The 24,020-nt window shown below is 41.4% G+C and carries 20 protein-coding genes and 1 tRNA gene; 7 read left to right on the top strand and 14 right to left on the bottom strand.

Going from position 1 to position 24,020, the window contains the following annotated elements; translation table 11 throughout:
• Window positions 1–206 precede the first annotated feature (206 nt).
• From RMY16_RS05870 to RMY16_RS05885, 4 genes are all read left to right on the top strand, one after another.
• The gene (locus RMY16_RS05870) at window positions 207–2,267 is read left to right on the top strand and encodes a serine/threonine-protein kinase (RefSeq protein WP_322735570.1); all 2,061 of its coding nucleotides are present in this window, start codon (window positions 207–209) and stop codon (window positions 2,265–2,267) included.
• Between the two features lie 253 nt (window positions 2,268–2,520).
• Entirely contained in the window at window positions 2,521–3,765 is a 1,245-nt protein-coding gene (locus tag RMY16_RS05875) for an O-antigen ligase family protein (RefSeq protein WP_322735571.1), read from the top strand.
• Between the two features lie 14 nt (window positions 3,766–3,779).
• Window positions 3,780–4,925, top strand: coding sequence for a glycosyltransferase family 4 protein (locus RMY16_RS05880; RefSeq protein WP_322735572.1), 1,146 nt, complete (start codon window positions 3,780–3,782; stop codon window positions 4,923–4,925).
• A 29-nt stretch (window positions 4,926–4,954) separates the two neighbouring features.
• Window positions 4,955–5,146: a hypothetical protein gene (locus RMY16_RS05885; protein ID WP_322730244.1), complete on the top strand. Its 192-nt coding sequence runs from the start codon at window positions 4,955–4,957 to the stop codon at window positions 5,144–5,146.
• A gap of 24 nt (window positions 5,147–5,170) precedes the next feature.
• Here the strand turns inward: RMY16_RS05885 and RMY16_RS05890 are convergent, their stop codons facing one another.
• The 3 genes from RMY16_RS05890 to RMY16_RS05900 all read right to left on the bottom strand — a co-directional run bounded on the left by RMY16_RS05890 (window position 5,171) and on the right by RMY16_RS05900 (window position 10,582).
• On the bottom strand, window positions 5,171–7,819 hold the full coding sequence (locus tag RMY16_RS05890) for a chloride channel protein (protein WP_322735573.1): 2,649 nt from the start codon (window positions 7,817–7,819) through the stop codon (window positions 5,171–5,173).
• A 252-nt stretch (window positions 7,820–8,071) separates the two neighbouring features.
• Window positions 8,072–9,385, bottom strand: a complete 1,314-nt coding sequence (locus tag RMY16_RS05895) for a TldD/PmbA family protein (protein WP_322659927.1) — start codon at window positions 9,383–9,385, stop codon at window positions 8,072–8,074.
• A 336-nt stretch (window positions 9,386–9,721) separates the two neighbouring features.
• Window positions 9,722–10,582, bottom strand: coding sequence for a Tab2/Atab2 family RNA-binding protein (locus RMY16_RS05900; protein WP_322735574.1), 861 nt, complete (start codon window positions 10,580–10,582; stop codon window positions 9,722–9,724).
• Window positions 10,583–10,719: 137 nt separating this feature from the next.
• Between RMY16_RS05900 and RMY16_RS05905 the strand changes: the two genes are divergently transcribed.
• A complete protein-coding gene (locus tag RMY16_RS05905) occupies window positions 10,720–10,905 on the top strand; it encodes a hypothetical protein (protein WP_322735575.1) in 186 nt (61 codons plus the stop codon).
• 207 nt (window positions 10,906–11,112) lie between these two features.
• Here the strand turns inward: RMY16_RS05905 and RMY16_RS05910 are convergent.
• Together RMY16_RS05910 and RMY16_RS05915 are read right to left on the bottom strand one after the other, a co-directional pair.
• Window positions 11,113–11,183: transfer RNA gene (locus RMY16_RS05910), tRNA-Cys, on the bottom strand.
• A gap of 233 nt (window positions 11,184–11,416) precedes the next feature.
• Window positions 11,417–12,007, bottom strand: coding sequence for a chromophore lyase CpcT/CpeT (locus tag RMY16_RS05915; protein WP_322659922.1), 591 nt, complete (start codon window positions 12,005–12,007; stop codon window positions 11,417–11,419).
• Window positions 12,008–12,375: 368 nt separating this feature from the next.
• Here RMY16_RS05915 and RMY16_RS05920 point away from each other — a divergent pair, with 368 nt between their 5' ends.
• Window positions 12,376–13,602 carry a hypothetical protein gene (locus tag RMY16_RS05920; RefSeq protein ID WP_322735576.1) on the top strand — a complete coding sequence of 409 codons (1,227 nt, stop codon included), beginning with the start codon at window positions 12,376–12,378 and terminating at the stop codon, window positions 13,600–13,602.
• Between the two features lie 149 nt (window positions 13,603–13,751).
• Here RMY16_RS05920 and RMY16_RS05925 read toward each other — a convergent pair whose 3' ends face one another.
• The 4 genes from RMY16_RS05925 to RMY16_RS05940 form a co-directional block, all read right to left on the bottom strand.
• Complete coding sequence (locus RMY16_RS05925; RefSeq protein WP_322660100.1) at window positions 13,752–14,459, bottom strand: DevA family ABC transporter ATP-binding protein; 708 nt, start codon at window positions 14,457–14,459, stop codon at window positions 13,752–13,754.
• A gap of 128 nt (window positions 14,460–14,587) precedes the next feature.
• The gene (gene devC / locus RMY16_RS05930) at window positions 14,588–15,742 is read right to left on the bottom strand and encodes an ABC transporter permease DevC (protein WP_322735577.1); all 1,155 of its coding nucleotides are present in this window, start codon (window positions 15,740–15,742) and stop codon (window positions 14,588–14,590) included.
• Window positions 15,743–15,910: 168 nt separating this feature from the next.
• Window positions 15,911–17,335, bottom strand: a complete 1,425-nt coding sequence (locus RMY16_RS05935) for an HlyD family efflux transporter periplasmic adaptor subunit (protein WP_322735578.1) — start codon at window positions 17,333–17,335, stop codon at window positions 15,911–15,913.
• A gap of 894 nt (window positions 17,336–18,229) precedes the next feature.
• A complete protein-coding gene (locus tag RMY16_RS05940; protein ID WP_322735579.1) occupies window positions 18,230–18,967 on the bottom strand; it encodes a phycocyanobilin:ferredoxin oxidoreductase in 738 nt (245 codons plus the stop codon).
• Window positions 18,968–19,168: 201 nt separating this feature from the next.
• Between RMY16_RS05940 and RMY16_RS05945 the strand changes: the two genes are divergently transcribed.
• A complete protein-coding gene (locus RMY16_RS05945) occupies window positions 19,169–19,399 on the top strand; it encodes a hypothetical protein (protein ID WP_322735580.1) in 231 nt (76 codons plus the stop codon).
• Between the two features lie 73 nt (window positions 19,400–19,472).
• Here the strand turns inward: RMY16_RS05945 and RMY16_RS05950 are convergent, their stop codons facing one another.
• The 5 genes from RMY16_RS05950 to RMY16_RS05970 all read right to left on the bottom strand — a co-directional run bounded on the left by RMY16_RS05950 (window position 19,473) and on the right by RMY16_RS05970 (window position 23,437).
• Window positions 19,473–20,069, bottom strand: a complete 597-nt coding sequence (locus RMY16_RS05950) for a nucleoside triphosphate pyrophosphatase (protein WP_322735581.1) — start codon at window positions 20,067–20,069, stop codon at window positions 19,473–19,475.
• A gap of 137 nt (window positions 20,070–20,206) precedes the next feature.
• Complete coding sequence (psbP, locus tag RMY16_RS05955) at window positions 20,207–20,752, bottom strand: photosystem II reaction center PsbP (RefSeq protein WP_292857689.1); 546 nt, start codon at window positions 20,750–20,752, stop codon at window positions 20,207–20,209.
• 322 nt (window positions 20,753–21,074) lie between these two features.
• Window positions 21,075–21,413: a ribulose bisphosphate carboxylase small subunit gene (locus RMY16_RS05960; protein ID WP_322735582.1), complete on the bottom strand. Its 339-nt coding sequence runs from the start codon at window positions 21,411–21,413 to the stop codon at window positions 21,075–21,077.
• Window positions 21,414–21,458: 45 nt separating this feature from the next.
• Window positions 21,459–21,869: a RuBisCO chaperone RbcX gene (gene rcbX, locus RMY16_RS05965; protein ID WP_322659905.1), complete on the bottom strand. Its 411-nt coding sequence runs from the start codon at window positions 21,867–21,869 to the stop codon at window positions 21,459–21,461.
• A 137-nt stretch (window positions 21,870–22,006) separates the two neighbouring features.
• Window positions 22,007–23,437: a form I ribulose bisphosphate carboxylase large subunit gene (locus RMY16_RS05970; RefSeq protein ID WP_322683121.1), complete on the bottom strand. Its 1,431-nt coding sequence runs from the start codon at window positions 23,435–23,437 to the stop codon at window positions 22,007–22,009.
• Between the last annotated feature and the right edge of the window lie 583 nt (window positions 23,438–24,020).

Here is a 24,020-nt window from a genome sequence, read left to right on the forward strand (position 1 = left end):
GTAATACACAAGCAGACCTGATGCCCATCAATTCGTCAAAAGGCATCGCTCAAACACAATTTTTTCCATTTATCTAAATTGTTCAATACCTGATGAGGTAAGGAAATTGGGGATTTGTGTGCTGTCTCAGTGATATTTACTAACAACAGAGATTATACTGCATGACTTAAGATGAATATATACCCCAACTGAAATGGATTCCCAGTATGCTCTGTTGTGTGAATCCCGATTGCCAAAAACCCTTAAATCCTGATAAAAACAACTATTGCCACAGTTGTAGAGCGGAATTGATACCCTTGCTAGGAGGTCGCTATCGCCCCACTCAGGTTTTATCAGACGAAGGCGGATTTGGTAGAACCTATCTAGCCAAAGATGTACACAAACTGAATGAATGCTGTGTTGTTAAGCAATTCGCGCCAAAACTTCAGGGAACTGGGCCGCTAACCAAGGCCGTTGAATTATTTAAACAAGAAGCGAGCCGACTGCAAGAACTGGCAGAACATCCGCAAATTCCAACTTTATTAGCTTATTTTGAGCAAAATAACTATCTATTTTTGGTGCAGCAGTTTATCAATGGGCAAAACTTGCTCAAAGAATCGGAAACGCGGGCAAATTATAACGAAACGGAGATTCGCCAACTTTTGCTAGATTTACTGCCAGTACTGAAATTTATCCATCAGCGGGGAGTAATTCATCGGGATATCAAGCCACAGAATATTATTCGCCGTCAAAGTGACGGGCAATTAATCCTCATTGATTTTGGAGCTTCCAAACTGCTGACAGCAACAGTGCAGACTAGAATGGGCACTGTTATTGGCTCACACGGTTACACTGCACTTGAACAGATGCAAGATGGAAAAGCTTACCCAGCCAGTGATTTATTCAGTTTGGGGGCTACTTGTTTTCATCTCCTGACTGGAGTTCGCCCATCTCAACTGTGGATACATCAGGGTTATGGTTGGGTTGCATCTTGGCGGCAACATTTAACCAGTTCAGGTAGAGACGGAATTTCTATATCTCTAGAGTTGGGTGAAGTTTTGGATAAACTGTTGCAACTAGACATCCAAAAGCGCTATCAATCGGCTGATGAAGTCATCAATGACTTGACACTTCAAATACCACCATTGTTATCAGTGCCCCCAACTATACTTACACCAACATTTGCAGCTAACTCAGCAAACAAGGTGCCAGTTTCACCAAAATCAAATAACAATCTGAAAAGTCAACTGCTGTTAGGTTCTAGCATTTTGGTCTTGGGATTAGGGGGAGTTTGGTATTTTCAGTCTCGTCCCCAGACAGTCAGCGAGGTTACTGAACCTATTTCTCAGCCTATTCAGTCCCAAAAAAACGTCTCAGAAAATTCTTATCTACCCAAACCCTTCAAGGGGCATTCTAGTGACGTGAATTCTGTAGCTTTTAGTCCTGATGGTACAACCCTTGGTAGTGCCAGTGATGATAAGACAATCAAGCTATGGAATCTGACAGGTGGACAGGAAATCCGCACTTTAGAAGGACATTCCAATTGGATTTGGACTATAGCTTTCAGTCCTGATAGCAAAATCCTCGCTAGTGGTAGTGCGGACAAGACAATCAAACTATGGAATCTGGAAACAGGAAAGTTAGTCCGCACCTTGGAGGGAAATAGCGACGGAGTTACTTCCGTAGCTTTCAGTCCTGATGGCAAAACCATTGCGAGTGGCTGTGCTAGTAAGGATATGAAAATTAAAATATGGAATCTGGAGACAGGAAAGTTAATCCGCACCTTAGAGGGACATACCAATGGTGTTGCATCTGTAGTTTTCAGTCCTGATGGTAAAACCCTTGCCAGTGGTAGCTGGGATAAAACAATTAAATTGTGGAGTCTAGGAACAGGAAAGTTAATCCGCACCTTAGAGGGAAATCCAGAGTCGATTCTTTCAGTCGCTTTTGCTCCCGATGGCGTCATTCTTGCCAGTGGCAGTAAAGACAAAACAATTAAATTGTGGAATCTGAAAACAGGAAAGTTAATCCACACCTTAAAAGGGCATAATGATAAAGTTAATTCTGTCGCCTTTTTGCCAAGCGAAAGTTCAAATGGTATCACCCTTGTAAGTGGCAGTAGTGACAAGACAATCAAAGTTTGGAACCCAGTTACAGGAAAGGAAATCCGCACTTTGGAGACAGGTTCTGGATATATTTATGCCGTTGCAATTAGCCCAGATGGACAAACTATTGCCGGTGGTGGAAGTGGTGAGAACATTCTCAAAATTTGGCAAATGATTAATTAAAAATATCTGATAGTATACATTCGGAATAAATTGTGACTTTTTTGGGTTATACCTCAGAAAGAACATTTAGCTGTGCAAAAATATCAAATTAAATAGCTTCAAAAGATAATATTGGCGAATACTATATTATGGTAATATCCTCTACGTGTTCAGGATTATAGCTGGAAAAAAATATCAAAATCTATCTCTAAATCGGCAAAAATTAGTTTATATAGATGTTATTCTGCCAAAAAATATTTTTAAATAAAAGGTTATGATTAATATATTTTTTCTACTCATACTATTTTCTTCACTTTTAGGGCGAATTAAATTTCCAGGAATAAATATTGGTATTCATTATTTATTACTTCCTGCATTTAGTTTTGGAATCATTAGTTTATCTTTAAAATCCATACCAGAAGTTGTTAAGAAGCATAAAATAATTGTGATATCTATAAGCCTCATGTATTTGTGGATGTGGCTTTCCTCATTAATGAGCGAATTTCCAAATATTGCGATTACTTATAGTCTAAAATACTCAACTTATTATATATTATTTTTTGCTTTTTTAGTATTAACCTTTAAGAATATAACCGCATCATCTTTAACATTTTATTATCGTTGCATATTGTACTTGTTACAGATAATTGCAGGTTTGGGTTTTTTAGAGGTTTTACTTCCTAATAACTGGATTTTTAAATTATTAAAGTTCCCCAGCTTTTATCCTGAGATTGGTTCAATTATGCAAAACCCTAATCAGTTTGGGGTCATAGTCGCCATTGGATTATGTTTAAGCCTGATTTTAGAAAAACAGAATAAAATTTCTAAAATTGAATTACATATAAGCGAATTAATTTTTATAATTCCCTTGGCTTTATCTGCCAGCGGGAATGGTTGGGTAATTTTTATGATTGGGATGTTTCTTTTGTTATTATATAAAATTATTAGTTTTAGAAAAATGATTTATCTAATCAGCTTGTTGTTTTTATTCATTGTAACTGCACCAGTTTCCACACGAAGAATTGGTTTGGCAGATAGTAAAATATTTCCATTAACTAATATATTTTTAGAAAATTCAAGTTCAGTAAATCCAAATCAAAAAAAAATTCCTACTCTTGTAGGAACAGGTTTTTCAAGGTTTCAAATGTGGCAGGCAGCTATTAATGAAACTATTAAAAGACCATTTACTGGTATAGGTATAGGAGTTTTTCCAGACCAGATAGGAGTGAAAGTTTGGGGAAAGAAAAGTTATCATGCACATAATATATTTTTAAATGTGTCAGCAGAACAAGGAATTCCTGGATTATTGCTATTTACTAATTTTTTAGCGAGAATAGCATTGAAAGTTAAATATGCTAATCCTTTAATTATTGTTCCGATTATTATGTTTTTAGTGTCTCAAATTCCAGATTTTTTTGCTGAAGACTACACTTTTACAACTCTTGAGTTTTATTTTATAGCAGCTGCTATCAATTCTCGAAAAGATGTTGTCACGCAATTAAAACCTGAAATTATTTAAAATCTCAAAAAACTATGAGCGCTAAACCTCGTCTTTACTTAATATTTCCGAATATCTTTGATTTCAAGGGGGGTATTCAAGTTTACTCAAAATTTTTGCTGAAAGCTTTACAAGATATATATCCTGAAGCTGATTATGATGTATTTCTCAAATATGATAAGTATGGTTTAAAACAGCCAGATAAATTGGAGTTTTTAAGTTCAACAAGATTTCATTATTTTGGAGATTTACCAAAATTATTGCAACCAATTTTATTTGCCGCAAAAATAATTATTTTAGCTATTCTTCAACATCCCGTTATAGTCATTTCCACTCATGTTAACTATGGGATTGTTTGTTACATTCTCAAATTTTTCACTGGAACTCCTTACTGGGTCGTTGCTCATGGCTTAGAAGTTTGGGATATCGAAAATAAAGCAACAAAATTTGCTTTAGAAAAAGCAGATAAAATCATTAGTGTTAGTAATTACACTCGCCAGCGTTTGCTTCAAGATCCAAATATTGATTCAGAAAGAATAGTTATTTTACCTAATACATTTGATGCTAGTAAGTTTCCAATAAATTCTAAACCTACCTACTTACTCAAGCGATATAATTTAACAGATGAACAGCCTGTAATTTTAACAGTGACGCGGCTAGGAAGCACGGCAAAATATAAGGGTTATGACCAAATTCTTCATGCTTTAATTAAAGTGCGATCGCATCTCCCTAGTGTTCACTTTATTCTTGCAGGGAAAGGAGATGATATACCTCGAATTAAAGCTTTAGTTACCAACTTAAATCTACAAGATTGTGTGACAATTGCCGGATTTGTTCCAGATAAAGAATTGTGCGATCATTACAATCTCTGCGATGTTTTTGCTCTGCCTAGTAAAGGAGAAGGATTTGGGATTGTTTTTCTAGAAGCTTTAGCTTGTGGTAAACCTGTCTTGGCGGGTAATCAAGATGGTTCTATAGATCCCTTGGCTGACGGGAAGTTGGGATGTTTGGTCGATCCTGATAACGTTGAAGAAATTGCCGATAATCTAATTCAAATCCTGCAAGGTGATTGCTCTAATCCAGTAATTTACCAACCAGAATACTTACAACAAAAAACTATTGAAGCTTTTGATTTTAGCCAGTTTCGGGAAAGTTTAGCAAAGTTAATTAGTGGGAATTAGCTACAATTTAATAAAATTTGGTAAAAATAATGGACGACTCAGTATTTGTTATATTTCTTGCCTTTGGATTTCTTTGGGTTTTGATGGGAGTTGTAGGTTGGATTGCATTTCTAAAATCTGAGGGTGAGGAAATTAAGTTTGGTAAGTGGGGACTTATAGTTGCTATTCCAATCTTAATACCAATAATTGTTACTCTGATTATTGGTGTATTTTATCATTAAAAAACTCACTAAAATCTATGTTTTTTACTTTTGAATTGCACCCCTGACCAAAATCACTGTACTTTCTACACCAGAGGCGATCGCTTCGGGAATATTACCTTGAATCGCTTGCTGTAGCAATCCCTCGCGGGAAGCTCCCAAAACTACAACGTCGTAACCTTCGGTTTCCACTAGGTTAATCACACCTTCAGCGACTGAATTAGCTTGTATGGGGAGAGCAACTACAGTACTCGACAATTTGCGACGACGCATCAAATGGCGGATGGCTTGTTCTGAAATTGACATATCTGGCTTGAGTTCAGATGGCTTAAACACCTGTGTCAAGCGAATTTTTGGATCGTTTCCCAATGTAATTAAAGCCGGTAGCAATTTAATTGCCAGTGGGGAATTGGGGCCACCAGCCACTGGAACTAGCCAACGGTTAAAGGAGTGCTGAGTGCTGAGTGCTGAGTGGGGAGTGGGGAGTGGGGAGCGGGGAGTAGTGCCTAATTTTACTAATACGACTTCGCAGGTGGCTTGGCGAATTATGGTGTCAACAACGTTGCCAAAAATGCGGCCAGGGGTAGATGTGTTACCTTTCCATCCCATTAAAATTAGGTCGATGTGTTGTTCGTTGATTGTCTCCAAAATTGCCTGCGCCACATCGTGGGTAACTCGAATCTGTGTGTGTAAGGGAATTTTCCACTTTTTTGCTAAGACTTCTGCCTGTCGTAGCAAGCGGCGACTTTTTGCGGTTCTTACCTGTGTTTCTGATGGGGAACTGTGGCGGGGTATCAGCATCACTTGCACGCAATCTATTTCATAATGGCGATCGCGGGCAATAGCTGCTGCCATCAGTAATAAAACACCTGCTGTTTCGGGATTTGCTACGGGTACTAATAATCTACCTCTACCAGTGCTGGGCGATCGCGTCTGGTAAACTATGTATGAAGGTTCTGGTCGCAGTTTCGGTGTCGCATTTTCACCATTGAGATGATCTGCTTCCGCCCGAATAATATCTGCACGAGTAATAATCCCAATCAGTTTTCGCCTATCTACCACCGGTAAGCGACTGATTTGGTAGCGATCGAGTAAATATAGTACATTACTGAGGGTGTGAATTGGTGATACTGTCATGGGGACAGATGTCATAATTTCTTTTAAGAAAATATCGGCTAGATTGCGATCGCGAAATGTGTGGTTTGTACTCTCGCGGATTTTTAACAAATCTGATTGCGTTACAATCCCCACTAACTTGCTATCTTCTACCACAGGGAAACCGCGATGATGGGAACGAGCAAAAGCTTGCATTGCTTCTTCCAAGCTCATCTCTGCATCTAGAGTTTCTACCCGTTCTTGCATCACATCTTTTGCAGTCAACTTGGTTAATGCCCCTTCCATCGCAACTTCTTTGGTAAGAGTAATCCCTTTTAACTCCAAAAGTTTCTCATAAAGCGAACCAGGCACTACCTTATCCGCAACCAGGTAAGCTGCGACAGAAACAATCATTAAAGGTAGCACCAGGTTGAAATCTGTAGTCATTTCAAAGACAATCACAATTGCTGTGATTGGCACTTTGGAAACGGCGCTAAAAAATCCACCCATACCCGCTAGGGCGTAAGTCGTAGGAGAACCAACTCCGGTGATATATAACTCAGATACACCGATGATGTGTCCTAAACAAGAACCCAAAATCAGACTGGGAGCGAATAATCCCCCCGGCGCTCCCGAACCAAATGCAATCAGTGTGAGGATGAACTGGGCTGCAAAGGCGATCGCGGCGACGCTAGGATGGGAACTTCCAGTAATTAATGACTCCCGTAGTCCCGTATTATCACGGAAGGATGGAGGGAGCATGGCCACGACAATACCGGAGATAAATCCAGCTAAAGCTACCTGCAACGGTAAGCTAATATGTAATCTTTTATAAAATTTAATACTAAATATTAAACCGTGATTAAACAATGCACCAAACAAGCCTGCCAAAATACCTAATAGGATGAAAAAGGGAATTTCTGGGATGGAAAATTGGCTGGAAGATTTTACTAATTGCAAGTTAAGGTCAAGAGAGCCACCACCCAAAAGTCGGGATATCACACCACCAATAAAAGAGGCGATAATGGCAGTTCCGAGAGTCAATCCTGATAAATCTTGGAGTAACTCTTCAACGATAAATAATACACCTGCGATCGGGGCATTGAAAGCAGCAGCCAAACCCGCACCCGCGCCAGCTGCAATCATCTGCCGTCGATGATCTGGAGAAGTGGGAACCCAACGACTCATTCCTGCTGCCAAACCAGCCCCCACTTGGACAGTAGGGCCTTGCCGTCCCAGAGTCATGCCGGAACCAATGGCGATGATGGCACTGAATAACTTCACACCTGCTACCCGCCAAGATAATGTCACAGGCACATTGGCAAGAGAAGCTTTGACTTGCGGAATACCGCTACCAGAAGCCTCTGGTGCTAATCTATCCACCAACCATCCAGCCAAAAATCCCAGAACAAGACCAATTGCAGGTAGTACCAGCCATGCCGGCAAAAGGTGGGTAGTATGCACTCGCCATGTCCCCAGCCATCCCGATCCTACTTTCAGGAATACCGCAGAGAGGGCAGCAACCAGACCGATAATACAGGCTTCGGCGATCGCTAAACCTCTTCTAGGCTGCCACCAGGTGCGAAAACGCTGATTCATACCTTTTGGATTTTAGATTTTGGACTTTCCTGCGGAACGCTACGCGTAGCTTGCTTCCCCGTAAGGGTACGACTTATCTAGGAGAAGCACTTGCGAACGCTCAGTTAAACAATTTTTTATTACAAATCTTGACAAAAAAGCTGTTCAATGGAATCTTTAGAGGATATTTTAAAAGTCGTTGGCAAACTATAATTTGCTACTACACAAGCACTGTCCCCACTTACGAATTACGAATTACGAATTACGAATTATTTAATTGCTTCTTCCCGTGGTGGATAGCCCTTCTACTATCAGAGACGGAGTATAACAAGAACCATTCCAATCAACATCGTTGCCTAGTGTAACCAATTGCTTTAGGGCTGTGTAAACATTACCTGCAACCATCGTATCTTTAACGCGCCCAATTACTTGACCATTTTGGACGCGGTAGCCTAAATCGACGTTAATCGAAAAATCTCCAGAAATACTGCCGCCACCACCCAACATTTGATCGACAATCAAGCCATCATCTAGTTGTTGAATCAAATCTGGTAGCGATGCCGAACCTGGCTGGATGAGAAAATTAAATAAACCAGGGGTAGGATAGCTACCTAAACCAGGGCGAAAACCATTTCCAGTGGTGTTTGTACCCAGTTGGGAGCCGGTGGTGCGATCGCTATAGAAATGCTGTAAGGTTCCGTTTTGGATAAATACTAGAGATTGAGTAGGAGTGCCTTCATCATCAAAAGGGCAACTGTAAGGGCCAGCTTCTGGATCTTGGTAGATGGTGAGACTAGGTGCAACTACTTCCTTACCCAAACGTTCTGCCCAAGGTGAAGCTGCTTCTAAAACTCGCTTGCCATTCAAAGCGGCTTGTACAGTACCCCAAAGCATATCGGCGGCTTTAGAAGTGAATAAAATTGGGACTCGACCAGTAGGAGGTGAGATATTTTCACTCGACCAAATTAACCGTTGTAAAATTTGATTAGCTAATCTCTCTGGATCGAGTTCCCCGCGCTTGGTTTGACCATCAGCAACACTTAAAAAATCATCACCACGCACCCATTCTGCTGATATATAGCAGCTGAGGGTAGTGTCAGTATAGTGACAATCTAAACCTTTGGTGTTGACTAGTCTGGTGGTTTCAATATCACATTCCCAGTCACCATTGCATACAACATCGGGATAGGCATCACGGATGAGTGCGATCGCTTCTTTGCCCCAGTCCACCAAAACCTCTATCGGTAAACTTTCTCCTAAATCGGGGTAGGAGGGCTGAAAGTTAGAGCCTAATTCTACAGTTTCCGGTTGATTTAGTTGACTCAGAGCCAGAGCTTTTTCCACCATTACTTCGGCTAAGACAGAACCGTAAGCTACCGTCAGTCCCGGACGCCCGTTTCGCCAAAGCCGTAGCGCTGTGCCTTCAGATTGGTTAGTTTCTAGCTGTTTGAGTCGGTTTGCCTCAAAAAACACTGGGCGAGAAAGCGATCGCGACTGATACACCTCAGCAGCTTCTGCTCCAGATTTTATAGCTAGTTCCAGCAACTGTTCGGCTAGTGTATCTTGTGACAAATTTTCAGAACCCATGACCCTTAGTGAATTGTGGATTTTGAACCGCATATCAACGCTGTCTCAAGAGAAGTGCGATGTCTACGACGGGCTACGCCTACGCACTTTCCAGTGATGAACGCAGATAACTATCCAAAAATCATCAATGTTTCTTTACAGTTACGATTTAAAACCGCAGATCGACACTGATGGACGCAGTTAATTATCCCAAATCATTGTCATGTCTCAACGGATCTAGTCATTTGTCATTTGTCATTTGTCATTTGTCGGTGGGTACAAGAGGCAGAGAGGCAGAGGTGCGGAGGGGAAAAACTTACTGCAACTTCTCCCCTGCTCCATTCCCCATGCCCATTTTCACAGATTAACCTCTTGCAACAGCCAAAAACCAGCAAAAGATTCAGCTTTGGGATCGGACTGTACGCCGATAAAATGTACTCCATTAGCTTTTTGCTTGGCTGCTTCAAAACCTTTGGCTTCTGCTAAGATTTGAGGTTTTTTAATATTTGCCACAATCCAACTTTCAGTTACGCCAGTTTCTAAAAGCAATCTCGCCTCTTGGCTGGCGTCAAATTTTAGGAAAGCCAACTCCAAACCAGACATCCAGCCAGCCAAGGGCAACGCTCTCGATGAGAAAATCAAAATACCAGGAATACGGGCTTCAGGTGAAACTTTCGCCAACTCTAAAGGGAAAGCCTCACCAAAGCCAATTTCCCACTCTGGCATATCAGCAAAATCCGCAGCATCTAAGGTAACAAATACCCACTGCTGTCCTTCCAAAGCATCTGGTAAACGTTGCGGCAAAGGTTTCTCCAAGCGGACTGAGGGATTAGTCCCCCCTTGATACCCTGCCTCTTGAGGATACACTTCTTCCATCCGCTGTTCTAACCATTGGTTGAGAACCAAAGTGCGGCGGCTAGGCTGGGCGGGAATACCTAAATCTTGGCAAGCTTTAGTAATCATATTGTTCATTTGGCGGCGGAAAAAGCGGATTTTAATTGGTGCTTTTCCAGCTTGCTCAATAGCCTCCTGCAATGCTGTCCGCAACCAGCCCGAATTTACCTGGGTACTGGGACAATATTGAGCATAGCGAAACAAAGAGTCTGGTTTTGTGCCGATATCCAAAGGGCTTTCGCAGACTAAGACTTCCCAAACTTTTTTTTGATTATCGTCCAAAATCGGACGGGAGTAAAAATCGATTTCCCAAATACTGCCCATGTTTTGCGGTAAAAATCTGGCTGTTATGTTTTCCTGATATGTTGATCATACGAGTGTTGGGGCGCATTGGGCATTGAAAAGAGGCAGGGGGCGGGGGCAAAGGGTGTCGTTTTCGGGCTTGTCATCGCTTTGGCAAGATGTCAAGAGAAGATTTTAAGCGGACTGTGGATATCTCAGAGAAGAAAGTTTTGCAACTGTCGGTGGCTTCTAATCTCTCCAGTAAGAAAATCTTGAAGACTTTGGATGAAGCAACAGGGGGTTATATTGGTCTGCTGGATATGATTCTACAAGCGAATCATTCTGGAAAAATGAATGACGATTAGCTTATCTCCGAACTGATAGAACAAGTGGAGGAATTGTTGGATTCGTTCATGCCAAAATCTAGCGATTTTTGTGACTACTTTCGACATGATAGGGCTAAAAATGGCAAGGCAGTAAGCAGTTGATAGGCAGATCAAAATTACCCCAGTTTTACCCCAAAAAACAAGAGACAGGCTATGTTCCTGTCTCTGTAATTTATATTTCTTTAAAGGCGGCACCCGGATTTGAACCGGGGGTGAAGGTTTTGCAGACCTCTGCCTTACCACTTGGCTATGCCGCCACAGCAACATTCTCTGAACTACTTTAATGTTGCTAAGGTATCTTAGTAGCCAGAGGGCGCTAGTTAAATCATGATAGCATAGGATTCTGAGGTAGAGATAGTAGGTTAACTGGATGTTTTTGGTAGTCTTTGGGCGATCGCTAAAAAGTGGCGATTACAAGTTGACCACACCACAGACCACTCTTAGCAGATTAAAGAGAGTTTTAGGTTGTAACTTCCTGACTGCTGGCTTGTTACACCTTTACTTCATCAGCAAAATTACTCCAACGCACAAAGTGAAATGGGCCGGCGATAGAACCCCAGAGACGTTCATCGGTGTCTAAATCCCTTCCCCTGTCGAGGCTGAAAAATTCTTTAGCATCAATCTCAAATTCGTTATCCAAATAAGTATTTTTGCCGTCACGAACCACTATGCAGCCTTTACCAGGTTCAACTCTGCCTTTGAAGCTCTTACCTGTCCACTCTACAATCATGTTGCAGCCTGACATTTTTTCCAATTGATCAACAGACAACTCTTTGAGGCGTTCGGGTTCACGAGATGCACCGTAAAATTTTTCTTCTTCTTTAACGGTGTAGTGTTCAATAGCAATATGGTTTTCTGCCGGAATCAGCTTCATTACCCGCATTCGGTAGGGTTGATTGAGCAAAAAATCATAAGCTTGTTCGAGAAACAAACTTACCCCTGAGAACAACTCTAAGGGAAGGGGACGGATACACACGCGGATATGGGCATAAAAAGGTGGATTTTCAAAAGCTTGTTCTTGATTGCTAAAGTCAGCTGCCATCCAGCGGGCTAAGGTGGCGATATCAGTAGAATGAGTCATTACAAAACTATCAACTAGTTGCTTAAAAATTATCTAGGATTATTTTGACACTCCCCTGACTCAAAAATCTTAGCTGCGATCGCAATTTTTAAATTATATCTAGGATAGATTCTGTGACTGAAGAAAATTAGGCTGCTTTACTATAAGTTAAACTGCTGACATCTTGTACATAATAACTAGAACTCATTAAGCATTTATTTATACAAAACCCGCACAATTTCTTTTATCTGTATGCTGAAGCCACATAGCTCTCACGTAGGCTTTTCTTGTAAAGCTGGAGAAAAGCTGGAGAATAGTTAGTCAATAATAGGCATGGGGATAATTGCTAATTATCTCATGTAACTCACTCAAGGCAAAGTAAAGTACTCATGCTCAGGCACTTAATTGCGATCGCTACTGCCACTATACTCTTTAGCAATTCCTTAACACTGGCACAGACTAAACCGCCGAAACCACCTGATCAATTTCCTCCTAGCCCTCTAGAGATTACCACACCCGATCCACTGTCACCACGTTCGCCCAAGGATAAACAACCCTTAACTCTCCAAGAACGACAAAAGTTAGAACCAGCGTTGGATGCGTTAAATCAAGAAGCGGCTGCGAAACTGCAAGCAGGTGAACAGGTTGCGGCGTTTGAAATTTGGAACCGAGAACTGCGTTTGCGGCGCTTTCTAGGTTCATTAGCAGAGGTGCAAGCATTATCACGAGTTGGGGCGATCGCTTGGAAGCTAAACGACGGACAAGAAGTACAATATATAACGGAACGATTGCAAGCAATTCAAAAGCAAGCCCAATCTCAGAAAAAAAACGTCCCAATCGATCTAGAATTGTGGCGATCGCTAGGTGAAGCTTACAAAAATGTACGATCGTCTAAACTGGCTATAGAAGCTTACGACCAAGTTTTGCTAGTAGTGCGACAACAAAATGATCGAGCAGCGCTATTAGAAACCCTCAAAACAATTGGAGAACTGCATTTGAGTTGGTTTGATTATCGCAAAGCTGCGCCAATCTACGAGGAATTGTTGAGTTTAGCTACATCTGTTGGCGATCGTGTAAACGAGGTAACATATCTGCAACAACTGGCTTACATTTACGAGCAGACAAGCCAACCACAGCAGTCATTGAATGTACTTAACAAACTAGCAGAAATTTATGTCAATGAAAATAAGCTTACGGAAATACCAGAATTAAAGATAGCGATCGCTTCAGATTACGAATCTCTAGCTAAGAAAGATCCTAACTTATTGCTAGAAGCTTTTAATAATTATCAAGAAGCTTATACTACTGCTTGGCAATTAAAGCAGTATGTTCGAGCTGGTGATGCTTTGCAGAAGTTAATTGCGCTGTATCGTTCCCAAGGACAAACAGAAGAGGCTTTGCAGGCTAGCGAAATTCTGGTGCAGATACAGGCGCAAGCTGCCAACTTTTACGGAATGATGCAAGCTTATGACCAAATAGGGCAATTGTATCTAGAACGCAAAGAATTTCCTCAAGCATTAACAGCTTTTCAACAAGGGTTAAAACTGGCGCAACAACTCAAACATGAAGAAGCATACTTTACTGGACAAATTAAAAAACTGTCGAAAGCAAATTAACTGAAATTTCTGCGATCGCTTAATAGTCATTGGTCATTTGTCACTTGTACTGACTTGTACTGAGCGCAGCCGAAGTAGCATAGTCCTTGGCGCAGCCTCTCCAAGAGTGTATTGGTCATTCACAAAGGACAAATGACAAATGACTAAAATCATGACTGAATAACTGTATTGGGGGAATTACGGGTTAAAAGACCATCTTCCATTTCGACGATGCGATCAGCTATGTCTAAAATACGGTTGTCGTGTGTCACCAATAAGATAGTAGTGCCCTGATTTTTGGCTAGACTCTGCATTATTTCCACAACATCGCGTCCTGATTGTTTGTCTAATGCTGCTGTTGGTTCGTCTGCTAGCACCAACGGGGGACGATTTACTAAGGCGCGAGCGATCGCAATTCTTTGTTTTTGTCCACCAGAAAGATTGTCTGGGTAGTAATCAACTCGTTCTTCTAGACCAACAGACCCCAGCATAGCTTTTGATTTAGCCACTGCTTCTGTTTGAGAAATATTATCGTTCAATTCTACCGCCATTTGCACATTTTGCTTGGCTGTCAAGAACCCTAGCAAATTGTGAGCTTGAAAAATATAACCAATGTTGCGTCGCATCTGCACTAATTTGTTTTGACTGACGCCAATAAGTTCTTCACCTAAAAATTTTAAACTTCCTTCTTGTACAGACCGCAAACCGCCAATTAAGCTCAGTAAGGTTGTTTTACCTGAACCTGATGGCCCGGTCATAATCACAATTTCACCTGGATAAATGTCTAGATTGATATCAAATAATATCTGTTTTCTCAGTGCGCCTTTGCCATAGAAGTGATTAAGATTTTTAATGGCGATTACAGGTTCTTTTTCCATCATATTTTTGTTAGTTATAAATTAGTAGTTTCAAAATTTAACTGTAGTGGCTTTCAGAGACTAAATTTGCTTATTTTTTATTATAAGCTAAACTTATTTTTACTATCTTTTAATTAATATAATATTAATTAAAAGATATCTGCTGGATCGGCAGAGCGTAATTTTCTAACTGCGATTGCACCAGAAACAATGCACATCAGCATAGTCAAAATCAATACCATTGCCGCTCGTTCAAAACTCATAAAAACTGGTAATAGTGTTGCATTTCTGGCGCTGTCATACATAAATAAGGCAAAAACTATTCCAGGGAAATAGCCTAAAACTGCTAATAATAAAGCTTCTTGAAGAATGACTGTCAATAAATAGTTTTGTGTGTAACCTATGGCTTTGAGGGTAGCGTACTCGGCTAAGTGATCTGCAACTTCTGTATAAAGAATTTGATAAACAATCACAGTACCCACAATGAAACCCATGACAGTCCCTAATGTGAAAATAAAGCCAATAGCTGTACTATTTGCCCAGTAACTCCGCTCAAAATCAATAAATTCTTTTTTAGTTAAAACATTTACTTCATTAGGTAAATACTTTCTTAATTGTTGGGCAACAAGATTAGCATCTGCTCCCGGCTTTAATCTAATTAACCCAATATCAATTAATCCTTTTTGACGATTGCTAAATATTCGCAGAAAGTTGATATCACTCGTAATTAAATTACCATCTGCACCAAATGATGCACCTAATGTAAAGAGTCCTTCTACTTTAATTCGCCGCCTTCGTACTTCTGCGGTCACAGGCTTTCCTTGGTCATAATTAGCAGCGATCGGCCCATACTCTACTCTAGAAGAACGGTCAAATAGAACTACATCAGGTAGTTTAAGTTTATCTAAATTTTCCTGAACTCCAGGTAAGTTAACTAGGTTAGTTTCTGGGTTCATTCCAAAGATTAGGATACTCCGAGGACGGCCTGTTACAGGATTTTTCCAGATTGTAAAGTCCAAATATATTGGATGTACTGATTGAACTGCGGGTAATTCTAAAGCTTTATATAACCGTCGTTGAGAAAAGCTTCTCATGGCCAATATAGCGTTAGATTGACTATTAATTAAAACAATATCGCCTTGCAAGCTGTTATGGAACCGAACGTTACTATAATACAGAGCATCCCGAAAGCCAAGTTGCATAAACATTAAAATATCGGCAAAAGCAATTCCTGCTAAAGCCACAGCTAGACGAGTTTTTTCCCTTGTCAGTTGTAGCCACGACAGAGGTATTTTTTGATTCATTTTATAGGCGTCTCAACAAGTGTAGCGATTTTAAATTTTCAACCCATGATGGTGACACCCGTACCGGATTGATAGAATGTTTAAAATTGATTAAACAGACTATTAAACAAGATTTTTAATCCAAAATATCAAATTATGGATTAGGATTACTGCTCACCGACAACTTAATTAATTATTAATATCGACAATAACTTTGGCGTAAGTTAAACCAGAAACTTTCTGGCTATCTTCTGGAGACAGAGCAATTTTAACTTCTACAACTCTGGCATCCACATCTGCTGCTGGATCTGTATTCAGCACATCTTTTTTACCAATTTTTCTGCCAATTTCAGTGACAGTTCCCTTTAATTCTCCGCCAAATGCACCGTTATCACTGGTGATAATAGCATTTTGGCCAAGACGGACTTTACCAATGCTGTCTTCGGCGACTTCAGCAATTACAAACATTTGGTTAGTTTGTCCAATTTCAGCAATGCCATTTGCGCCGATCGCTTCACCCGATTTGGTATAAACCTTTAAAATTTCTCCAGCGATTGGTGCTTGAACGTAGCTTAATCTTAGTTCTGCTTCGGCTTTTCTGACATTTGCGATCGCATTACTAACTTGGGCTTGTGCTACTTGTACATCGGTAGGACTAACATCTAAAATTCTGCTTAGTTTGGCTTTTTCTTCATCAATTTGTCTTTGCAAAGTTGCGACAGTTTTATCACGGTTAACTTTAGCTTCGATTAACTGCTGTTGCAAAGTTGCTAAATTTTGTATTTGGTTGGCTCTAGCCTCAGCAAGTTGCTGTCGCAAGGTTGCCAATGTCTGTTTTAGGGTAGCTTGGCTTTCAGCCACCTGCTGATTAGCAGTTATTGCACTCAAGCGTCTTCTATCTCGCTCTTGCTGAGAAATAGCACCTTCTTTGTATAAATAATCATACCGTCCGGCATCGACTTGAGCATTGCGCTGTTCGGCTTGAATACGCACAACCGTTGCTCTAAGAGCATCTCTTTGCCCACTAAGTTCAGCTTCTAGGCGATTAACGGTTGCTTGTTGGACAAGTTTATCACCACTTAATTGAGCTGCAATCCGCGCGATCGTTGCTTGCCCTGCATTCCTTTCGCCAATTAACTGCGCTTGTAGGCGAGCAATAACTGCTCTTTGAGCTTGAATATCTCTGGGAGAGCCAGCCTTGACTTGCGCTAAATTCGCACGGGCTTCTTGGACTTTCGCTTTTGCCTCTTGTAGTCCGGCTATTTGGGTATCGCGGTTGTCCAAAATTGCCACAATTTGACCTTGCTTTACCTGTTCACCCTCTTTCACCAGAAGTTGCTGAATTCGTGACGATGGCGCTAATCCTGATGATGGGGCGGACAATTTAACAACTTCGCCTCGCGGTTCCAAACGCCCTACAGCACTAATGCTATTGGTAGATGGCATTACGGGTGCGGATGTAGCTAGTTTTTTTAACTGCTCGATTTTGGCCGTACCTAGTATCCCAGCGGCGATTACTACTGGCACGGCTACAGCGATACCCCACCAAATCTTAGGTTGTTCATGATTTAGTGTCTGTTCACTTGGCTTCGGCTTTTCAGTCACCCTTGACATAGTATGTTGCCCATTTACCTGAATTGTGCTGATGGAAGTAAAAATAAAAAGGTTTTTAATCAACTGCCAGCTGTTAGGACAAACAACAGTGGTTTCAAGCTGGGTATGGCTTAAAAATCCATTGTGTGATGAACGTTCAACACTATGGCTTTACAAAATTGTGTTTTCTATAGCCGCATATTATGTATGCAATACACTCTTACCTCTCTCCAAACCTCTCCTTTTAGGAGAGAGGCTTTGAATCTTACTCCCCTTCCCTTATAGGGAAGGGGCTGGGGGTTAGGTCTGTATTGCACTCAACTGATAACCGCTATATTGAGACATCAGTGCAATGGGAGTTAGCAGAATTCACAAGCAGTATGAATCTAGATATAGAGACGCGATATATCGCATCTCTATAAAAAATTCTCAATTGGTATGATGCGGTACTTTACTGCTACATTTACGACAGCGAGAGTTAGTTTCAAAATTGAAAAGAAACATCAAAAATAGACTGTTGCCTTTGTTAGACACAATCTTGCTACAAAAGTTAGTCTTCCTTAAGTCAATCAACGATTAACTAACTAAAAAATATCCGTTCACCCTGAGCGAAGTCGTTGGCGTGGTCAATGAGCGTAGTCGAAGTGCAGCCTCTCGTAGAGAAGGGTCAATTTGAACATTCCTAACATCAGAGTTTCCTTAACTTTCTGGTCAATGAGTTAGCTGTCTCTAGTTGTTTGCACCTACCAAGACAACAAACCATTTTGTAATATTTGCTTCAAAGACCTTACTATTCTCCCTGTTGCTGTTTTGGAACTCCATAAAACTCTCGTTGAATGAATTCTACATTTATCCGTTTGCTGAAAACGTAGCAGAGCCTACAGATGGGGGAGATGAGGGTGATAGAGGAGATGATTAAGTTGGCAGATCGAATAAAACTGTGGTCATGTAATTTTCTGCCCAAGCTGGGCCAAAGGCTTTTTCTAGGACGCGGCGGGTTTTATCGTTTTGCTGCTGTTTGGTGCAGTAGTTGTGTTGTCCGGCGAGATTTTGGCTGACTTGTTCAACTGAAACAGGATGCGAGGCGATCGCTTGGATGCAATGAATATCTAAAAATTCTCGCACCCGCAAGAGAAACATTGTTTCTTCTTCAGGGGAACTGGGGCGCACAAAGATACAAAAATCTGAAAAAATATTTCCCCATTCTGGTAATTCACGGGGTTGGGAAAAGTTAAGTACCGTTAGCTGTGTCAGTGCAGAAGTATAAGATTCTGGTAAGGTGCGCTCTACGTGAATTGGAGAAAGGTCTGCGATCGCTGCACTAATTTGACCTCTACCCCCAACTAAATCACAACCAAACATCGGCAGGTTGTATTCTGGGCGGGGAAACATGACACAGTGCAAAATATCCAGCATATTGCCGATTTTTGCCAGTTCCAAGTGCATTTTCCGAAACTGGGGCGTTTGATAGCAACGGTTTTCAATCGTCAGTTTTTCGCCTTCTAATCTACCTTCCACATACCCCAACTCATTAGGCAAATGGTAAGGGGATAAATCCAGGTGCTGATGCCAAGCTGCCTCAATACAATCAGCTAGCTGACGAATTAGGGGATGTTGTTGCTCGCGCAGCGAGGGCATAGAAGTAAATGACATATTCTAGTTGGGAATGCGATCTAGTGGCCAGTCTACAACTTGTCGTGTCATACCTGTTGTGGTCTGCAATATAAGCAAACACTTACACCCAGCCAACGTAAATTTATAAGACAGATACTTTTCACAAGGATTCTTTTTTTTGTAGTCTAGGTTACAGAAATAATTTTAGATTAGTCCATTTGTGAAGGCTAATAGAAAGCTATGAAACTAGATTCTTATAAACCGGATTTTGCTATACAAACAAGAAGGCACAATAATCTGGAAGGCTTACAGAGGTTCAGAGCTTCTACTTGGGTAAAGCTTTTGCAACTTCCCAACCCCTTTAGTTTTGACGAAGCACTTTTATTGTGTCCGGTTTCAGCAGATGAGTGGCTAGCCTGGATTCCAGATCATGGAGAGGCAATACTCAATATCAGGGAATTTAGTTATTAGTCATTTGTCATTTGTCACTTGTACTGAGCGAAGCCGAAGTATTTGTCATTGGTTAATAACTTTAGACAAGGGACTATTGCTGCCAGAAATCAGTGACATCGTATCCCAATTCACTTAACATCTGGCGCAGCAGGGGTAAACTGAGTCCAATTACATTGGTGTGACAGCCTTCAATTTTTTCTACGAAGAAACTTCCAAAACCTTCAATGGCAAAGGCCCCAGCACACTTGAGTGGTTCACCAGTGGCAACATAAGCTTTAATTGCTTTTTCGCTCATTTGAGCAAAGTAAACTCTTGTGATTTGTGACTTGACTAAAGTACGGTTTTGGTCATGGTCAATTAAGGCGTGACCTGTGTACAAGTCGCCAAAGTTACCTTGCATTATCTGCCAACGTGCGATCGCTTCAGAGAAGTCTGCTGGTTTGCCGTAAATTTCACCATTGATGGACAAAACTGAATCACAACCCATAATCAAAGCTGATTCAAACTGTGGGGCTACAGTTTCCGCTTTATACTGGGCAAGAGTTTTGACCAATTCTCCTGGTTCACTTAGTTCAATTTGCGATTCGTCAAAGTCACTAGGTTGAACTATCGGTTCAATACCAACAGTTTGCAATAAGCGGCGTCGGGCTGGAGAAGCTGAAGCAAGTACAAAAGGTGGAATTTTCATGATCTGACCAACTTGGTAATTGGGGATGGGGTACTGGGCACTTGTACTGAGCGAAGTCGAAGTATGGCTTATTTCCCTTGTTCCCCTTTTCCCGCAGTCTTTTTTTAATTTTTAATTGATGTCTCCCTACTCCCCAATTAATAAACAGAAAAAGAATTAACAACCTCATCTATCATTCGTTTAACTTTCTGCCAGCGTTTTTCAGGAATTGAGGCGTTGAAGGTAAAAAGTTTACCACGGCTAACAGCGACACTGGCGATGTTGTGACGTTGCTGTTGATTGGGGAGTTTAACCTCATACTCTAAAAGGTAGTATGTTTTACCATCTACTTCTCGCTGTGCGGCATTGACTAATTCAGCCGAACGACCAGAATCAGGAGGCGCGAGAGCCGCTTTTCCTAATTTGTATCCTACTTCTGTTGGGGTTCCCAATTCTGACAAAGTTTTGCCTTCAGGAACTGGGCTAATCACAACCGAAACATTTTCAGACACCTCAATCAAATCGTGGAAAACCACATCTGGCCCATCGGCAACTTTAACTGGCAGCCAGCCGTTAGGATATAAAAACTGATAGCCATCACTACTATCTACAAAGCTTTTGAGTCCAGCCGCAGCCGCAACATCCGAATTACTCAGACTAAAGCTCAACACCAATAGCAAAATTAATACAATTCGTTTCCACATTTCTACAGATTCCTTTGGGCTGGAGATAACACAAGGCTTGCATCATTTCTCGTCTTTATTCTCCCACCAACCGGGACGCTTCGGATAATAAATACATTAGATGGTGAGGTATCAGTGCTTAAAGTTCCCAATCATATTAGTCTTTCCAGTTTGCTGATAGTGGAAAGCAAACATAGAGCTTCATAATGAGTTTTATCATCATGAAGCTCTATGTTCTGTAACGCCTAATTATAAAAAAGGAGAGGCAGATAATTCTACCCCTCCTATACAGGGATAGACAAATTACTTCAACTATCCCATGATTAATTCCAACTAACTAGACTTAGTATCTATTGCCTTTGTTGGGTTTGTGAACAATAAAGCTAAGAACTTGGCACTGCTTGATGTTGTCAAAACCCACAACACGAATATAGCTGCCGTTAAATTGAGAACGGCATCCTTGAACTTCGCTCAATACTTCTTGAGTAGATTTCGCACCGAACAAAGGTAGTTTCCACAGTGTCCAATATAATTCTGTTGGCTCAGAAGTTTCGTTAAACTCGATCGCAGGAATGTAACCTTGATTCAAGATGTACTGAACTTGTTTAGCAATTTGAGCATCAGACAGAGGGGGAAGATAAGAAAGGGTTTCGTAACGACGCTCTTTTGGTAAAGTTTGCATAGCTTTTGATAATGGGTTGCGATTTTTACTAGTAGATTGACCGAACTAATTGGATAAGTTATCCAAATTCTGATCTGAAGTTGTTTGCTGTTCTGGTTGCAGACTGGGGTTAGATGTGTCTACTACTTGTGTGATGCGTTCTAAATGCTGGCGACGTTGCTCCATGTTGGCTTGCTGAATGCCAGTGCGCACCATTTCCGGTAAAAATTCTGCAATTTCTTCCGCAATATGTTCTCTGACAGTCATGATTCGCAAAGCCAAATCTGGTTTTTCCCGCAACAATTGCTCAATTAATGACTCACCATTTTGAATTTTGCCAGACGAAAAGTTACGCAGCCAAAGTTCTAATGGCGGATTTGTTTCGCCTAGCTGTGCCAATACTGTCCTTAGAGCCTGATAAGTCAGATAGCTTTGGAGAGTTTTGGCTGTGTCCTTCGCAATTTGCTTAAGATTCATGCTTGACCCCAGCCGTGAAGAGTTATGAGTTATGAGTTACGAGTTATGAATTAATGCAAAGCAAATCCTAACTCTTGTACAGACGCGATGAATCGCGTCTCTACTTCTAACTCTTAACTCTTAACTGTTAACCCAGATCAGACGGTATCCATTGCTTCAAACTCGAACTTGATTTCTTTCCACAGTTCGCAAGCAACAGCCAGTTCAGGAGACCACTTGGCAGCTTCGCGGATGATATCGTTACCTTCACGAGCCAAGTTGCGGCCTTCGTTACGAGCTTGAACAACGGCTTCCAAGGCGACGCGGTTAGCGGTTGCACCAGGAGCGTTACCCCAAGGGTGTCCCAGAGTACCACCACCGAATTGTAGTACGGAGTCATCACCAAAGATTTCTACCAGTGCGGGCATGTGCCATACGTGGATACCACCAGAAGCAACTGCCATTACACCAGGTAGAGAAGCCCAGTCTTGGGTAAAGTAGATACCACGAGACTTGTCTTGCTCAATGTAGTTTTCACGCAACAGGTCAACGAAGCCCATTGTGATGCCGCGCTCACCTTCCAACTTACCAACTACTGTACCAGTGTGGATGTGGTCGCCACCAGACAAACGTAGGGCTTTAGCCAATACACGGAAGTGGATACCGTGGTTCTTTTGACGGTCAATTACAGCGTGCATCGCACGGTGAATGTGCAGCAAGATACCATTATCACGACACCAACGAGCCAATGTGGTGTTAGCGGTGAAACCTGCGGTGAGGTAATCATGCATGATGATGGGCTGTTTAAGTTCTTTAGCGTACTCAGCCCGCTTCAGCATTTCTTCACAGGTAGGAGCGGTAACGTTTAGGTAGTGACCTTTAATTTCACCGGTTTCTGCTTGAGCTTTGTTGATAGCTTCAGCTACGAACAAGAAGCGATCGCGCCATCTTTGGAATGGTGCGGAGTTGATGTTTTCGTCGTCTTTGGTGAAGTCCAAACCACCGCGTAAGCACTCGTATACAGCACGTCCGTAGTTCTTAGCAGAAAGACCCAATTTGGGCTTAATGGTACAACCCAGTAAAGGACGACCGTATTTGTTTAACTTGTCGCGCTCAACTTGGATACCGTGAGGAGGCCCTTGGAAGGTCTTGATGTAAGCTACTGGGAAACGGATGTCTTCTAGACGCAGCGCCCGTAAAGCTTTGAAACCAAATACGTTACCGACAATTGAGGTCAATACGTTGGTTACAGAACCTTCTTCAAACAAGTCCAAAGGATAGGCAACGTAGGCAATATATTGGTTGTCTTCACCGGGAACTGGTTCGATATCATAGCAACGACCTTTGTAGCGATCGAGGTCGGTGAGCAAATCTGTCCACACAGTTGTCCAAGTACCTGTGGAGGATTCAGCCGCAACAGCCGCACCTGCTTCTTCGGGAGGAACACCGGGCTGAGGTGTCATACGGAACGCAGCTAGAAGATCGGTATCTTTTGGTGTGTAATCCGGTGTGTAATAAGTTAGTCTGTAATCTTTAACCCCGGCTTGATACCCAGATTTGCTCTGAGTCTTCGTTTGAGCGTAAGACATAATTTTATCCTTCCCTGAAATCACTCTTTTTAATTATCAAATCACGTTTTGTGCAACTTCCCCTCACCCCGCTCTTGCCCCCCTTGAGCGAGGGGAAGATCAGAAAAATTTTATGTTAGGAGTTGCCTTTGGCAAAGGTTAGCAGTTTTTTTGCGGCTGACACAATGGATAGCGGTGGTAGCCCTCCTCACCAGTGTTTCCCCTTCTAGGGGTACACCACCTAGCGCTTCTACTGTTTCCTCTTGCTAAAAATCAAAATTCTTTTTTACTTCTTCTTCGCACCCAACTAAACCTTCTCAATTTCACCAAAACTTCCGCGCTTTGCGGCTTGATTTAGATAATTCCCCCATAAATTAGGGTATTCAGGGGATTGGCCTTGCTGGCACACATTCCCGCCTTTACACTCCTTATATCTTTCCCTTTGATGGAAAAGATACCAGAAAAGAATTTACTTGACAGAGATTTAGCAGAGTGGTGAGCAAAAGATAAAAGAATTGCACACCACGTAATTTGTAACTTGTTTCACAATATATCAAGAATTCGATAAGTTATTCTTTGAAAGTTTTTAACTTATCTATTTAAT

It is taken from the genome of Nostoc sp. DedQUE12b, from assembly GCF_034530835.1.
In the GTDB taxonomy this organism is placed as follows: Bacteria; Cyanobacteriota; Cyanobacteriia; order Cyanobacteriales; family Nostocaceae; genus Nostoc.